Origin of the sequence: Massilia sp. MP_M2 (assembly GCF_039123635.1) — a bacterium.
Lineage (GTDB): Bacteria > Pseudomonadota > Gammaproteobacteria > Burkholderiales > Burkholderiaceae_D > Telluria.
In genome coordinates, this window is the sequence record NZ_JBCHJF010000006.1 from 213,244 (window position 1) to 227,851 (window position 14,608).

Genomic DNA, 14,608 nt, shown 5'->3' on the forward strand with positions numbered 1-14,608 from the left:
ATGCCAATTCACCCCACACGCCGCGCGCTGCTGCGCACCGTGCCGGCAGCCTCGCTGCTGCTCTCCGGCGTCAGCGCGGCTGCCCCGGCCGCCGCGGCCCGCAAAGCGGCCACGCCACCCGACCCGTGGCAGCGCGCCAACGACATCATCGCCCGCTTTGCCACGCCACTGGTGTTTCGCAAGGAGGACTTCGACGTCACTGCCTACGGCGCCAAACCGGCATCGATGGTGCAGGTGCAGGGTCAGGTCGCCTCGCTCGTCGATGGTGTGCTCGACACGCCGGCGCCCGGCTCGCCTGACGCCTATCCGGCCATTGCGGCCGCCATCGCCGCCTGCCACGCCAAGGGCGGTGGGCGCGTCGTGATCCCAAAGGGCGACTGGTATTGCGCCGGGCCGATCGTGCTGCGCTCGAACGTGCACGTGCACCTTGCGGCCGGCGCGCGCGTGCATTTTTCGGCCAACCCGGCGCACTACGCGCGTCACGGCGCGCATGACTGCGGCGCCAACGGCAAACTGGTGCTGTCGCGCTGGCAGGGCAACGACTGCCTGAACTATTCGCCGATGGTGTACGCGATCGACCAGCAGAATATCGCCCTCACCGGCGAAGACTGGACCAGCATCCTCAATGGCCAGGGCGGCGTGCCGTTCGAGCCGGGCTTCGCGCAGCAGAGCGAATGCTGGTGGGACTGGAAGGGGCGCGGCAAGCCGGTACGCTCCCGCACCGAAGTGGCCGCCAATCCGGCCAACGCCCCACTCGACCGCGTCGCTCCCGGGATCGATGCGCGCCTGCAGGCGAGTATCCAGGGTAGTGGCGACCGCTGGCAGACCGACTCGCGCTACCTGCCCGCGCTATCCGAGGCCGGCGTGCCGGTCGAGGGGCGCGTGTTCGGCCACGGCCACTTCCTGCGCCCGTGCATGATCGAGCTGATCGGCTGCAGCAAGGTGCTGCTGCAGGGATACCAGGTCAATGCGGCGCCGTTCTGGCTGCACCATCCGGTCAATTGCAGGGACCTGTTGATCCGCCGCGTGAACATGGAAAGCCTGGGGCCGAACAGCGACGGGTTCGACCCGGAAGCCTGCGACGGCGTGCTGGTCGATGAGTGCCACTTCAACAATGGCGACGACTGCATTGCCATCAAGGCCGGCAAGAACCGCGACACGCAGTATGGCCCGACGCGCAATATCGTCATCCAGCGCTGCGTGATGAACAGCGGCCATGGCGGCGTCACGCTCGGCAGCGAGATGGCTGGCGGGATCGAGCACGTCTACGCGCAGCAGCTCGATTTTCGCAACACGCACTGGAAAGACGATCCGCTGAACACGGCGATCCGGCTCAAGACGAACATGAACCGGGGCGGTTTTTTGCGCCACCTGTACGTGCGCGATGTGACGCTGCCCAATGGCGTGGCGCTCGAACCCGGACTCTACAAACCGCTGGCCGGCGCGCATGAACTCAAGCAGCCGGTCGCCTCGAGCGCCGGCGCGATCATCACGATCGACTGCGACTACGTGCCGGGCGACGACACGATGCGCAGCCGCCCGCCGCAGGTGTCGGACATCGACATCCGCAATGTGCGCGCGAAAAATGTCGATACGGGCAAAGGTGCTTTCTCGTGCTACCAGGCCTTCGTACTGCTGGGCCCCGTGGCGTCGAGCTTCAATGGCAAGCCAGGCACCGCGATCCCGCCAATTGCCCGTGTGCGCATCAGCGACTCGGACCTTGGCACGCCCGCCAATCGCGCGCAGCCGTGGTTCGTGCACAACGCCGTCGACATCACGCTCGAGAACGTCACCATCGCCGGCAAACGCTACAAGCAGGTCTTGCACAAGAAGACCTGACTCGCAACAGGTCAGGCCAGATGAAAAATATTTTTCAATTGGCCTGACCAAAATGGCTTGTTGTGACATAGAATTCAAAAACTGGCCTGACCAGATTAAACAATGCAGCGCCGGTGGACCAACCGATGTCCACCCCGATAAAAACGCATGGAGACAGCATGAACCAACACCCGCACCGCGCATCGCTGCGCAAACTTACCCTGTGCCTGCTCGGCACCGCCTCGGTATCCGCCATGTCGCTCGGCCCGGCGTTTGCGCAGGAGGTGGCCGCGTCACCGACCGGCACCGGCGCAGCGCAAACGGTGGTCGTCACGGGCCTGCGCGCCTCGCTCGAGAGTGCCCTGAACGCCAAGCGCCAGGAAAACGGCATCGTCGACGTGATCAAGTCGGAAGACATGGGCAAATTCCCCGACACCAACCTGGCCGAGTCGCTGCAGCGGGTGCCGGGCGTCGTGATCGACCGCGATGCCGGTGAAGGCCGTTCGATCACCGTGCGCGGCCTGGGCCAGGACTTTACCCGCGTGCGCATCAACGGCATCGAAGGCCTGGCGACCACGGGCGGCACCGACAGCTCGGGCGGCACCAACCGTGGCCGCGGCTTCGACTTCAACGTGTTTGCCTCGGAGCTGTTCAGCGCCCTGACGGTGCGCAAGAGTTCGTCGGCCGACGTCGACGAAGGCTCGCTCGGCGCCACCGTCGACCTGCAGACGCTGCGCCCTTTCGACCTGAAGGGCTTCAATGCCACGGTCGCCCTCAAGGGCAAGTACAACGACGGCTCTGAAAAGACCGATCCGCGTGCGGCCTTCATGATTTCGGATACCTTCTTCGACCGCAAGGTCGGCGTGCTGGTCTCGGGCGCGTTCTCGAAACGCCGCGTGCTGGAAGACGGTTTCAGCACCGTGCGCTGGGATAACGGCCCGTCGTCGGGCGGCTGGTGCGCGCCACAAGGCGCCTCCGCTGCCAACCCCACCAATTCGACCGCGACGACCTGCGGCCCGGCTGCACAAGGCGTCGCGCGCCTGCCGAACACCCCGGAAAACCAGGCCGCCTATGCCGCCGCCAGCAGCCCGAACAATTTCCATCCACGCCTGCCACGTTACGGCCGCCTGACCCACGACCAGGATCGCCTCGGCCTGACGGCGTCGGTGCAATGGCGGCCGCAGCGCGGCACCCTGCTCACCTTCGACATGCTGTACTCGAAGCTCGACGCCACGCGCCAGGAAGACTTCCTGGAAGCAACCTCGTTCAGCCGCAGCGCCAGCCAGGGCGGCAAACCGCAAATGAGCGTGGTGCAGGCCGAGTACGCGCCGAACGGCTCTCTGCTGTATGGCAAATACAATGGCGTCGACATCCGCTCCGAGCAGCGTTTCGACGAACTCAAGACCACCTTCACGCAGCCAACGCTGACGCTCGAACACAAGATCACCGACACACTGAGCATGAGCGCCCGCTATGGCCGCGCCAATTCGAAATTCCGCAATCCGGTGCAGACCACGGTAACGCTCGACGCGCTGAACGTCGACGGCTACACGCTCGACTTCCGCAACGACGACCGCCGTCCGGTCATCGGCTATCCGTTCGACCCGATGGGCAACCGTCTGGGCCTGGTCGGCGTGCCGCAGGTGGCCAGCGGCACCCAGCCGTCGACGGTTGCCAACACCACCACCAGCGAGATCCGTACCCGTCCGCAGGGCACCGACAACGTCAACAACGTTGGCCAGTTCGACCTGGCCTGGGAAGCGAACGACATCTTCACGTTCAAGGGTGGCGTCAACAGCAAGAAGTACAGCTCGGACACCTACGAATTCCGCCGCGTGAACCAGAATGACACGATCTTCGCGCCGCCAGCGGGCGCCGGCGGGCTGACGAGCAACCTGACCGGCTTTGGCAGCAATCTCGGCCTGCCGGCCGGGAATCCAACCGGCTGGGTCGTGCCGAACCTGCAGGCGATCGCCGCCGCCTACGACATCTACTGCAACTGCATCAAGAACGGCCCTGCCGGTGGCCCGGGTGACTTCAGGCTGTCGTCGATCGAGAACGGCAATGCACGCGGCAACAACCGCTCGGTCACTGAAAAGAGCGATGGCCTGTACCTGATGGGCGAGTTCCGTTACGACCTGTGGAATATCCCGGTGCGCGGCAACTTCGGCGTGCGCCACGTGAAGACCGACCTGTCGACGACCGGCTACCAGGCCGCCGGCGGTGGCACCGCGGTCACGGTCGACCATGACTACAAGGACACGCTGCCATCGTTCAACCTGGCGGCGAACATCACCGACGAATTCATCGTGCGTGTCGGCGCGGCCAAGGTCATGACGCGGCCGCAACTGGGCTTCCTGTCGCCGGGCGGCAGTATCGCGACCACCGGCAACCTGTCGATCAACACCGGCAACCCGTTCCTGAAGCCGTTCCGCGCCAAGACCTTCGACACCAGCTTCGAGTACTACTTCAAGAACAAGGCCTTCGTCGGCGTGGGTTTGTTCCAGAAGAACATCGACACCTACATCCAGAGCCTGCGCACCAACGTGGCGTTCCGCGATTCGGGCCTGCCGCTGTCGCTGCTGCCGGCGAACTTCACGGGTGAAGAAGTGTTTGCGTTGACCACCCCGGTCAATACCGACGGCGGCAAGCTCAAAGGCTTCGAGATCAACTACCAGCAACCGTTCACCTTCCTGCCCGGCTGGGGCAAGAACTTCGGCACGCTGCTGAACTACACCCGGGTGTCGTCGAAGATCGAGTATCTGGTGTCGCCAACCAGCGACGCGCGGATCACGGACGACCTGCTGAACCTGTCGCCAAAGGCGTGGAACGCCACGCTGTTCTATGACGACGGCAAGTTCAGCGCGCGTGTCTCCGCCGCCCAGCGTTCGGGCTTCGTGACCCGCGTGCCGGGCCAGAACAACAACGACGTCGAGGGCAAGAACGAAACGCTCAACGTCGACCTGTCGTTCTCGTACAAGGTCAACGACAAGCTCGAGTTCACGCTCGAAGGCGTCAACCTGACCAACGAAGAAAGCGACCAGTTCATCAGCCGGGCGCGCAACAGCGTCGTCGTCAACAACGTCACGGGCCGCGAATATCTGTTCGGGCTGCGTTACAAGTTCTGATCGGCTGCTTGCCAGCTTCCTTCGGCCCGCGCTTGCGCGGGCTTTTTTTCGTCCGCGCCCACCCGCTCCAATCAACGTCGCACCGTGGCATGTCGCCGCCCATGCCGTAGGGTGGGCGGGTTTCCCGCCCACGCGTCCAAATCAACGTCGCACCGTAGCTTGCCACGTTGGATTGCACGCGTGGGCGGCACAGCCGCCCACCCTACCGATGTTGTCAGCGGCCTCAGGTACGCTACAATCTACGGCCCGCGACGCACGCGATTTTCTCCAACCTGCCAGCGAAAGACCCATGAGCACCTCGACCGAGATTGATAACGGCCTCCCCCTCGACATGACCATCTTCGGGGGCATGGGCGACCTTGCCATGCGCAAGCTGCTGCCCGCCCTGTACATGGCCTACCTGCACGGCAACCTGCCAGCATCGACCCGCATTCTGTCGACCGGTCGCCAGGACTATGACCGCGCCGCCTATCTCGCCTTCATTCAAGAGCATTCGCGCTCGTTCATCAGCGCCGAGAACTTCAACGAGAAAAGCTGGGCCGGCTTCCTCGACCTGCTGGTCTACGTGAAGGTCGATGTCGCAGCAGCGCCCATCTTCGACACGCTGCGCGATGTCTCGCGCGATGGCGCCCAGCGCGTGTTCTATCTCGCCACCGCGCCATCACTGTTTACGACGATCTGCGACAAGCTGGCCGCCACCGGCCTGGTCGACGCCAACGCGCGCGTCGTGCTCGAAAAACCACTGGGCCGCGACCTGGCCTCGGCCGTCGAAATCAACGAGGCGGTCGGCAAGCACTTTGCCGAGTCGCAGATCTACCGCATCGACCACTACCTGGGCAAAGAGACCGTGCAGAACCTGATGGTGCTGCGCTTCGGGAACTCGATCCTGGAACCGCTGTGGCGCGCACCGAACATCGCCAGCGTGCAGATCACGGTGGCCGAAGAAGTCGGCGTGGGCAGCCGCGCGGGCTTTTACGACAGCGCCGGCGCGATGCGCGACATGGTGCAGAACCACCTGATGCAGCTGCTGTGCATCGTGGCGATGGAACCGCCAACCTCGCTCTCGCCGGACGCCGTGCGCGACGAAAAGCTCAAGGTGCTGCGCTCACTGCGCCGCATGGGCCTGGCCGACATCGCACGCGACACCGTGCGTGGCCAGTATTCGCGTGGCGTGAGCGGCAACCAGGAAGCCAAGGGCTATCACGAAGAAAGCAACGTGCCGGCCAATAGCCACACCGAGACCTTCGTGGCCCTGCGCGCCCACATCGATACCTGGCGCTGGTCGAAGGTGCCGTTCTATCTGCGCACCGGCAAGCGCATGGCGCGCCGTTCGTCGAAGATCGTCATCGAGTTCGCCAACCCGCCGTTTACGCTGTTCCCCGAAACCCCGGGCGGCGTGGCCAATCGCCTCGTCATCGAACTGCAGCCCGAAGAAGCCATCAAGCTGCAGATCTTCGCCAAGCAGCCGGGCAGCGGCATGCTGATGCAGCAGGTCGCGCTGAACCTCGATCTGCAGTCGGCATTCGCGCAGCGCCGCGCCGAAGCCTATGAGCGCCTGTTGATCGACGTCGTGCGCGGTCGCCTGACGCACTTCATGCGCCGCGATGAACTCGAAGCGGCATGGGAATGGGTCGAGCCGATCATCAACGGCTGGGAAACGCTGGGCGAGAAGCCGCATGCGTATGCAGCCGGCTCGTGGGGCCCGCCGGAATCGTTCGCGCTGCTCGCGCGTGACGGGTTTGGCTGGGTCGAGTAAGCAGGTCGATCAAACCGGCGCAGCCTCAGGCCGCGCCGGCTTCCAGGTTGGCGCGCACGCGCGCCAGCATCGCCATCAAGCGGGCCTGCTCGTCCGTGTCCAGCCCTGCCAGGGCAATCTTTCCCAATGCGCCGCTTTGCCGGTGCAGTTCCTCACACACCGCCTGCCCCACACTGCTCAGTGTCAGCCGTGTACTGCGCCGGTCAGCTTCGTCGGCTGTCGCATCGAGCATCCCCGTATCGCGCAAGCCCTTGATCAAGCGCGCAACCTGCGCCTTGTCGCGGCCCGAATGCGCCACCAGATCGCTCTGCGTCGCGCCGGGATGACGACCGAAAAACCGCAGCACCTTGATTTCCATGTGCGCCAGCTCGTGCGAGCTCGCCGGCTTTTCGGCCTCACCGCCGGCGCGCAGGCCGCGCATCTGCTGCGAACGGTACAGGTGCACGATCGCGTGCATGACTTCAAGCGCGTCGTCGCCGCTTTTTTGGTTGACTCTATCAACTTCTTTTTGCATAATGGTGGACGTTATCAACTAATTGATGGAGTGTAGCATGAGTGAAACCGACACCCCCACGATCGAACGCGTGCGCCACGACCTGAAACTGCGCGAGGTTACCGTGGCGCGCATCAACCGCGTCAGCCCCGGCTTTGCCAGCATCACGTTCCAGGGCGAGGCGCTGGCGGACTTCACGTCGCTGTCGTTTGACGACCACGTCAAGTTCATGTTCAACGATGCCAATGGTGAGCCGGTGCGGCGCGATTACACACCACGCAGGTTCGACCGTGAAGCCCGCGAGATCGACATCGAATTTGCGCTGCACGGCCATGGCGGCGCGGCCGAGTGGGCGCGCAATGCGACCATCGGCCAGCGCGCGGTCATCGGCGGGCCGCGCGGCTCGATGATCCTGCCACTGGCGATGGACTGGCACCTGCTGATCGGCGACGACAGCGCCCTGCCAGCCGTGACGCGCCGGCTCGAAGAATTGCCGGCTGGCGCGCGGGTCGACGCAGTGCTGCTGGTGGGCGCCGCGAACCGCCGCACGTTGGTTACCCGCGCCGACGCCCGCATCCACTGGGTCGACAGCGACGACGCACTGTTGCAGGTGCTGACGGAGTTGCCGCCGCAGCCGGGCGCAGGGCTGGCCTGGGGTGGCGGCGAAGCGGCGTTGATGGCGCGTGTGCGCCAGGTGCTGCTCGAGACGGGCATGCCACGCCAGGCCGCCAGAGTATCGGCCTACTGGAAGCGCGGCGTGGCCGACCATCACGAGCGCCTGGACTGACGGGGCAGCCGCTCAGCGCGGATAGGTGAACCCGGTGGCGATATCCATCGGCACCAGGCGTTTGCCATCGCGCACCATCAGGCGGTCGGGCGGCTCGTCACCGGCCAGTGCGCCCGGCGTATTCGACAGGCCTTCGCCCTGGCGCACCAGCGGGTCGCTCCGTTCATAGACATTGCGGCAACCGGTGGCCTTGAGCAGCGCCTGCACGACCGGCACCTTCCACATGTCGACACCGGCAGCATTGAACTGGCAGATCAGATAGCCATCCGCGCCGCCATACTGGTGCACCTGCAGGCCCGGCAAGCCGTCCTTTTCACCATCGATCAAGCCAATCAGCGCCTGCGGATCGGCAGTGCGCAACGTGGCGGCGCGCTTGTCGATCGCTGCCTGGACTCGGCGCTTGATCATTGCATGATCGACCGGCTCGTCCTCGCGCAGTGACCACATGCGCCCGACGATCTGCGACTTGGCGTTGTACGCGGCGCGACCGATGAACTGGCGCGTCGACGTTTGCACGATGGCGGTAATACCCGGCTTGTTGCGTTCGTGGCCCTTGCCGTCGACTTTTTCGACGGCCGACAGGTAGATCCACGGGTCGCCGGCGAGCAGGGCTTTTTCCTTGCCCTGCTTGATGGTGATGATGAGCATGTGTGACTTTCGTTTGCAGGACGGGGATGATACAGCAATGCAGCGCCCTTATCTCCCCTTGTTGGCGAGCTCAGTCCACCGGCGTCGGCAGCGGCTGGCCATCGAAGTGTGCAACCAGATTGGCCACCGCCAGCGCGCCCATCGCGCGCCGTGCTTCCACGGTGAAGCTGCCCGCGTGCGGCGTGAGCACGACATTGTCCAGCGCCAGCAGCGCCGCCGGCACCCGCGGTTCATTTTCGAAGACATCGAGGCCCGCCGCGCCCAGCCGGCCGTCCTGCAGCGCCGCGACCAGCGCCGCTTCGTCGACCACCGTACCGCGCGCGATGTTGATCAGGGTACCCTCCGGTCCCAGCGCCTCGATGATCTCGCGGTCGATCATGCCTTGCGTATCGGCGCCGCCCGGCATGCACAGCACGAGCATGTCGCTCTCTTGCGCCAGCGCCAGCAGCGACGCGCTGCGCTGCGCGGGTGCCGGGCCGGGGCTGCGCTGGTAGTAGCGGATCTGCAGCCCAAAGCCCTGCAGGCGCGCGGCGACGGCCTGGCCGATGCGCCCGAACCCGACGATGCCGGCGACCTTGCCCCGCAAAGCGCGTGCCTGCAGGTGCCCCAGCGGCGCCTTGGCCGCCCAATCGCCGGCGCGCACGTAGCGATCGAGCAGCGGCAAGCGGCGCACCGTCGACAGCAGCAGCAAGACGGCGAAATCGGCCACGTCATCGGTCAGCACGTCGGGCGTGTTGGTGACATGGATGCCCTTGTCGGCCAGCAGCGAAAGCGGCAGCGCATCGACGCCGACGCCGTGCACCGTCACGATGTCAAGACGCGGCAGCTGCGCCACCAGCGCCGGCGTGACGCCGAGCGTGCCGGTGGTGAGCACGCCCCGGATGCTGCCGGCGATCGCGTCGAACGCGGCGTCGCCCGCCTGCGGGATCGCCGTCATGAAATGACAGTCGAAGGCCTGCGCCACCTGCTCGCGCACGTCGTTCGACCACACGCTGCCCAATACGAGAATGCTCGGTTTCATCGGTCAACACCCTGCCGTTTCGTCGTGGAAGATGGCCAAAGTATGCCAGAGGCGAGGGATGCCGATCGCAACGCAGGGTAGAATGCCGGGCTTCGCCACTGCATGAACGCCGCCGTGCACACTCCCCCAGTCAACACGCCAAGCCAACGTATCGCGTCGATCGACATCGCGCGCGGGCTCGTCATGCTGATCATGACGCTCGACCATGTTCGCGAAACTTTTTACATGCAGCACCAGGTCAGCGACCCGATGGATGTCGCAAGCACCGACCCGGCCCTCTTCTTTTCGCGCCTGGCCGCGCACTTCTGCGCGCCGATGTTCGTGTTCCTGACCGGCCTGTCGGCCTGGCTGTACGCCAATCCGGCCAGCGGCCCGAGGAGCGCCACGGGTTTTCTGGCCAAACGCGGCGCCTTTCTGATCCTGCTCGAGATCGTCGTCATCAACTTCGCCTGGACCGGCACCTTCACGCCGCACACCGTGTATCTGCAGGTGATGTGGGCGATTGGCCTGTCGATGCTGGCGCTGGCCCTGCTGCACCGGCTGCCACTGATGCTGCTGGCGGCCATTGGCGCGGCAATCGTGGCCGGCCACAACGCACTGGCCGGCGTGGCGTTCGCACCGGACAGCTTGGCAGCGGGCGCCTGGACGATCCTCGAGCAGCGCGGCTACCTGATCGACGATCCGGTGCGAGTGCGCATCAGCTATCCGCTGCTGGCGTGGATCGGCGTGATCCTGCTCGGTTACGCCTTCGGTCCGCTGTATGCGCGCGGCATGCCCCCCGCGCGGCGCCAGCGCTGGCTGGTGCTGGCCGGCGTGGCCAGCCTGCTGCTGCTCGCGGTGCTGCGCACCGGGAATATCTACGGCGAGCCGCTGCCATGGGCGCCGCACGAGACGCTACTGCGCAGCGCGATGTCGTGGCTGAATTTCACGAAATACCCGCCGTCGCTGGACTTTTTGCTGCTCACGCTCGGTGTGGGCGTGCTGGTGCTGGCCTGGATAGAGCGCATCGACGCCGGCTGGGTACGGGTCGCGGCCGTGTTCGGCGGCGCCCCGCTGTTCTTTTATATTGCGCACCTGTAACTGTTGCTGGTGGCCCAGCGCGTGGCCGCGTTCGTGCTGGACACGCCGCGCGTCGATGTCGATCATGTCTGGCAGATATGGCTCGGCTCGGCCATGCTGGCGGCACTGCTGTACTGGCCAACGCAGCGTTTCGGGCGCTACAAGCGCGAGAGCGGCAAGGCCTGGGTCAAGTACCTGTAAGGGCCACGCTGCAATATCGGCATGGCCATTGCAGCCATGGGCCGGGTGGTAGCGAGCGCAAACCCCATGGCGATTCGCGCACGCGCCGATTGGCGCGGATCGCCGAAGCGGGTACAGTCTGATGGTCGCCACTTCGATGGGATCGCCATGTACGCCAGCAACTGGACTACCCTGGGGCCGCAACAGGTACAAGCCCTCAAGAACATGGACCGCAGCCGCCAGGCGCGCGGCCGGCAGCTCGAGCAGGCCGGTCACGGCCCGCAGCAAACGCCGTTCACGGTCATTCTCGCCGAGACGGGGCTGCAGCTGCGCCGCTACGAACCTGCTGCCGCGGGTGGGCCAGCGGTGCTGCTCGTACCGGCGCCGATCAAGCGCGCCTACATCTGGGACCTGGCCCCCGCTATCAGCGTCGTGCGCCGCTGGCAAGAGCGCGGCTATCGCGTCTACCTGGCCGAATGGCTTCCGATGCCTGACGGCGACCCGGCGGTCGGCCTGGCCGACTATGGCGAGCGCATGCTCTCGAGCTGCCAGCGCGCCATCCAGGCCGACAGCGGCGCGGCCAGCTTGAGCGTCGTCGGCCATTCACTGGGCGGCATCCTCGCGGCGATCTACAGCGCCATGCACCCCGAGCGCGTGACGGCCACCGTGCTGCTCGAATCGCCGCTGCGCTTCGCGCATGGCGCCTCGTGCTTTGCGCCGCTGGTCAAGGCCACGCCCGATGCGCGCCACATTGCCGAGGCCTTCCATCACGTGCCAGGCGCGTTCCTCAACATGATGAGCGCCATGGCCGAGCCGCACGCCTTCGGCTGGGAGCGCGCCACCGACCGCTGGCTGTCGCTGTTCGATCCGACCGCCATGGCCACGCACATGCAGGTCGAGCGCTGGAGCCATGATGAATTCGCACTGCCCGGCAAGCTGTTCGTCGACATCGTCGAGTCGCTGTATCGCAACGACGATTTCATGGCCGGCCGTCTCGTCATCGACGGCCGCACCATCGGGCCGGCCGACCTGCGCGCGCCGTTGATCAGCGTCGTCGATTTGCGCAGCAAGGTGATTCCACCGGCCGCCGTGGTGCCGTTCCACGAGGCGACCTCGAGCACGCGCAAGCAGGTGCTGCACTACCACGGCGACATTGGCGTGAATCTGCAGCATGTCGGCGTGCTGGCCGGGCGCAGCGCGCATGCCAACCTGTGGCCCACCATCTTCGACTGGCTCGGCGCGCCGTCGCCGAACGCCTGACCCACGACCACGGCGGCGCGCCCTGCGCCGCTGACAATTCCTGTCCGCATCTGCCACCACGCTGCCGGCTGCGCTCTGCACCCGTATCCCGCCAATCGGGCTGCACATCATCGTGCCAAGAATACATTGACACCCTTAGATGAGAATAGTTATCATTCTCGTCCAACGGCGATATGACCAGGCTCGGCCATGATGACCGGCCCCTGGCCTTGCGCACCAATCACGAACAACAGGAAAAACGATGGAAAAGCTGGTCTGCCCCGCCGGGCATCTGCACTTGACAACACTGACGCTCTGCGTTGGCCTCGCGCTGCCGCTACTGGCCCAGGCCCAGTCCACTGACGCCGGCACCACGTCGATGCCGCAGGTGCAAGTGCAGGCCCAGAAGCTGGGCGACGCCGTCGGCTCCTACACCATCGGCCGCACCCGCACTGCTACGCCACTGGACATGTCGCTGCGTGACACACCGCAATCGGTGTCGGTCATCACCCAGCAGCGCATCGAAGACCAGGGCCTGCTCACCATCACCGACGTCGCCAACAACGTCACCGGCGTCTCGGTCAACCAGTACGAAACCCACCGCGCCAGCTTCACCGCGCGTGGCTTCGAAGTGACCAATCTGCAGATCGACAATATCCCGACCACCTGGGACGCGGCCTGGAGTGCGGGCGAAGTGCTGGGCAGCCTGGCCCTGTACGACCGCGTCGAAGTCGTGCGCGGCGCGACCGGCCTGATGACCGGCGCCGGCACGCCATCGGCCGCGCTGAACCTGGTGCGCAAGCGCGCCTTCAGCAAGAAACTCGATGGTACGATCGACGCCACGGTCGGTCGCTGGGACAAGCGCCGCATCATGGCCGATGTCTCGACACCGCTGAACGCATCGGGCAGCATCCGTGGCCGCGCCGTGGCCGAGTACAGCGCCGGCGACAGCTGGGTGCAGTATCTAAACAACAAGGACCGCACCATCTATGCCACCGTCGAAGCCGACATCGGCCGCGACGGCACCTTCTCGACCGGGTTCTCGCGCCAGAAAATGCACCCGCGCGGCTCGATGTGGGGCGGCCTGCCATACCGCTACAGCGATGGCTCGATCATCGACTGGGACCGCTCCAAAACCACCGCCGCCCCTTGGGCCGGCTACGAAAACCAGTACGACAACTTCTTCGCCGACTACGAGCACCGCCTCGCCAACGGCTGGAAGCTGCGCCTGAGCTACACCGACGCCACGCGCGACGGCGACTCGCACCTGCTGTACTTGTCGGGCGTACCGGATCGCGTGACGGGCGCCGGCCTCAATGCGTTCACGGGGTCGTACGTGATCCAGACCAAGCAGAAGGATTTCGGCGTCCACACGAGCGGCAAGTTCACGCTGGGCGAGCGGCAGCACGAAGCCGCCTTTGGCTACCTGCACGCAAAGACCGACTTCAATTCGAACAACCGGCTTGCCAGCTACGGCGGCGCCGACCAGGTTGTGGCCGACATCAACAACTGGAATCCGGCCTCGTATCCAACGCCGGTGTTCGGCCCGCAAGCGTTCTATGAAGGCAGCGAAACCACCCAGCAAGGCCTGTACGGCATGGCGCGCTTGACGTTGACCGAGCGCCTGAAGGCCGTCGTCGGCGCGCGCGTGACCAGGTATGAAAAAGAAGGCTTTGGCGCTGCGCCTTACTCGCTCAAGTACGATAACGAAATCACGCCGTACGCCGGTCTCGTGTTCGACCTGAACGACACCTATTCGCTGTACGCCAGCCACACCAGCATCTTCGAGCCGCAGAACCTGAAGGACTTCGCAGGCAATCTGCTCGACCCGATCGAGGGCAAGGCCAACGAAGCGGGCATCAAGGGCGAATTCTTCGACCGCCGCGTGAATGCCTCGCTGGCCGTGTTCCACCTCAAGCAGGACAACCTGGGTCAGGAAGCCGGCCGCATCGACCGCGACGGCCCCGGCCCGCTGCTCGAAGAAAGCCACTATCGCGCAGTCCAAGGCGCCACCAGCAAGGGGATCGAGCTGGACGTCTCGGGCGAAATCATCTCGGGCCTGAACGCCAGCATCGGCTATGCGATCTTCCGCGCCAAGGATGCGACGGGCGTCGACTTCAATTCGATCTATCCACGCAAGACGCTGCGCGCATTTGCCAGCTATCGCCTGCCGGGACAGTGGAACAAGCTGACCGTCGGCGGCGGCGTGAACTGGGAAGGCAGTACCTACACGATCGACAACACTGTTGCCCCGGGAATCGACGGGCGCATGGAGCAGGCATCGTACGCACTGGTCAACCTGATGGCGCGCTACGAATTTAACAAGCAGTTGTCGGCCCAGCTGAACGTCAACAATGCGACCGACAAGAAAACGTTTGCGATGTTCGCCGCCTACAACCAGTTCACGTATGGCGCACCGCGCGACACGTCGCTGACGCTGCGCTACCGCTTCTGATCGTGTGAGGCGGTAAACAGCAAA

The 14,608-nt window shown here is 65.2% G+C and carries 9 protein-coding genes and 1 pseudogene; 7 read left to right on the plus strand and 3 right to left on the minus strand.

Translation table 11 applies throughout. From position 1 onward, the window contains the following. The 3 genes from RCH14_RS14930 (at position 1) to zwf (ending at position 6,702) form a co-directional block, all read left to right on the plus strand. Positions 1–1,839, plus strand: a complete 1,839-nt coding sequence (locus tag RCH14_RS14930) for a glycoside hydrolase family 28 protein (RefSeq protein WP_343026883.1) — start codon at positions 1–3, stop codon at positions 1,837–1,839. Positions 1,840–1,997: 158 nt separating this feature from the next. Beyond that, complete coding sequence (locus RCH14_RS14935) at positions 1,998–4,946, plus strand: TonB-dependent receptor (RefSeq protein ID WP_343026884.1); 2,949 nt, start codon at positions 1,998–2,000, stop codon at positions 4,944–4,946. 289 nt (positions 4,947–5,235) lie between these two features. Beyond that, positions 5,236–6,702, plus strand: a complete 1,467-nt coding sequence (gene zwf / locus RCH14_RS14940) for a glucose-6-phosphate dehydrogenase (protein WP_343026885.1) — start codon at positions 5,236–5,238, stop codon at positions 6,700–6,702. A gap of 25 nt (positions 6,703–6,727) precedes the next feature. Here the strand turns inward: zwf and RCH14_RS14945 are convergent, their stop codons facing one another. Then, positions 6,728–7,216 carry a MarR family transcriptional regulator gene (locus RCH14_RS14945; protein WP_343026886.1) on the minus strand — a complete coding sequence of 163 codons (489 nt, stop codon included), beginning with the start codon at positions 7,214–7,216 and terminating at the stop codon, positions 6,728–6,730. Between the two features lie 37 nt (positions 7,217–7,253). Between RCH14_RS14945 and RCH14_RS14950 the strand changes: the two genes are divergently transcribed. Next, positions 7,254–7,982 carry a siderophore-interacting protein gene (locus tag RCH14_RS14950; RefSeq protein WP_343026887.1) on the plus strand — a complete coding sequence of 243 codons (729 nt, stop codon included), beginning with the start codon at positions 7,254–7,256 and terminating at the stop codon, positions 7,980–7,982. Between the two features lie 12 nt (positions 7,983–7,994). Here the strand turns inward: RCH14_RS14950 and RCH14_RS14955 are convergent, their stop codons facing one another. Together RCH14_RS14955 and RCH14_RS14960 are read right to left on the minus strand one after the other, a co-directional pair. Beyond that, a complete protein-coding gene (locus tag RCH14_RS14955) occupies positions 7,995–8,630 on the minus strand; it encodes an SAM-dependent methyltransferase (protein WP_343026888.1) in 636 nt (211 codons plus the stop codon). Positions 8,631–8,700: 70 nt separating this feature from the next. Next, positions 8,701–9,651: a 2-hydroxyacid dehydrogenase gene (locus RCH14_RS14960; protein ID WP_343026889.1), complete on the minus strand. Its 951-nt coding sequence runs from the start codon at positions 9,649–9,651 to the stop codon at positions 8,701–8,703. A gap of 102 nt (positions 9,652–9,753) precedes the next feature. Here RCH14_RS14960 and RCH14_RS14965 point away from each other — a divergent pair. From RCH14_RS14965 to RCH14_RS14980, 3 genes and pseudogenes are all read left to right on the plus strand, one after another. Then, positions 9,754–10,911 (plus strand): annotated as a pseudogene (locus RCH14_RS14965) (DUF1624 domain-containing protein). Between the two features lie 66 nt (positions 10,912–10,977). Then, a complete protein-coding gene (locus RCH14_RS14975; RefSeq protein ID WP_343026892.1) occupies positions 10,978–12,150 on the plus strand; it encodes an alpha/beta fold hydrolase in 1,173 nt (390 codons plus the stop codon). A 241-nt stretch (positions 12,151–12,391) separates the two neighbouring features. Continuing rightward, a complete protein-coding gene (locus tag RCH14_RS14980; protein ID WP_343026893.1) occupies positions 12,392–14,584 on the plus strand; it encodes a TonB-dependent siderophore receptor in 2,193 nt (730 codons plus the stop codon). Positions 14,585–14,608 lie beyond the last annotated feature (24 nt).

Excerpts from the sequence above, each read along its gene's own strand:
- RCH14_RS14960 (WP_343026889.1), bottom strand. The coding sequence starts at position 9,651 with ATGAAACCGAGCATTCTCGTATTGGGCAGCGTGTGGTCGAACGACGTG.
- RCH14_RS14975 (WP_343026892.1), top strand. The coding sequence starts at position 10,978 with ATGGCGATTCGCGCACGCGCCGATTGGCGCGGATCGCCGAAGCGGGTA.
- RCH14_RS14950 (WP_343026887.1), top strand. The coding sequence starts at position 7,254 with ATGAGTGAAACCGACACCCCCACGATCGAACGCGTGCGCCACGACCTG.
- RCH14_RS14935 (WP_343026884.1), top strand. The coding sequence starts at position 1,998 with ATGAACCAACACCCGCACCGCGCATCGCTGCGCAAACTTACCCTGTGC.
- RCH14_RS14980 (WP_343026893.1), top strand. The coding sequence starts at position 12,392 with ATGGAAAAGCTGGTCTGCCCCGCCGGGCATCTGCACTTGACAACACTG.
- RCH14_RS14945 (WP_343026886.1), bottom strand. The coding sequence starts at position 7,216 with ATGCAAAAAGAAGTTGATAGAGTCAACCAAAAAAGCGGCGACGACGCG.
- RCH14_RS14930 (WP_343026883.1), top strand. The coding sequence starts at position 1 with ATGCCAATTCACCCCACACGCCGCGCGCTGCTGCGCACCGTGCCGGCA.
- RCH14_RS14955 (WP_343026888.1), bottom strand. The coding sequence starts at position 8,630 with ATGCTCATCATCACCATCAAGCAGGGCAAGGAAAAAGCCCTGCTCGCC.
- zwf (WP_343026885.1), top strand. The coding sequence starts at position 5,236 with ATGAGCACCTCGACCGAGATTGATAACGGCCTCCCCCTCGACATGACC.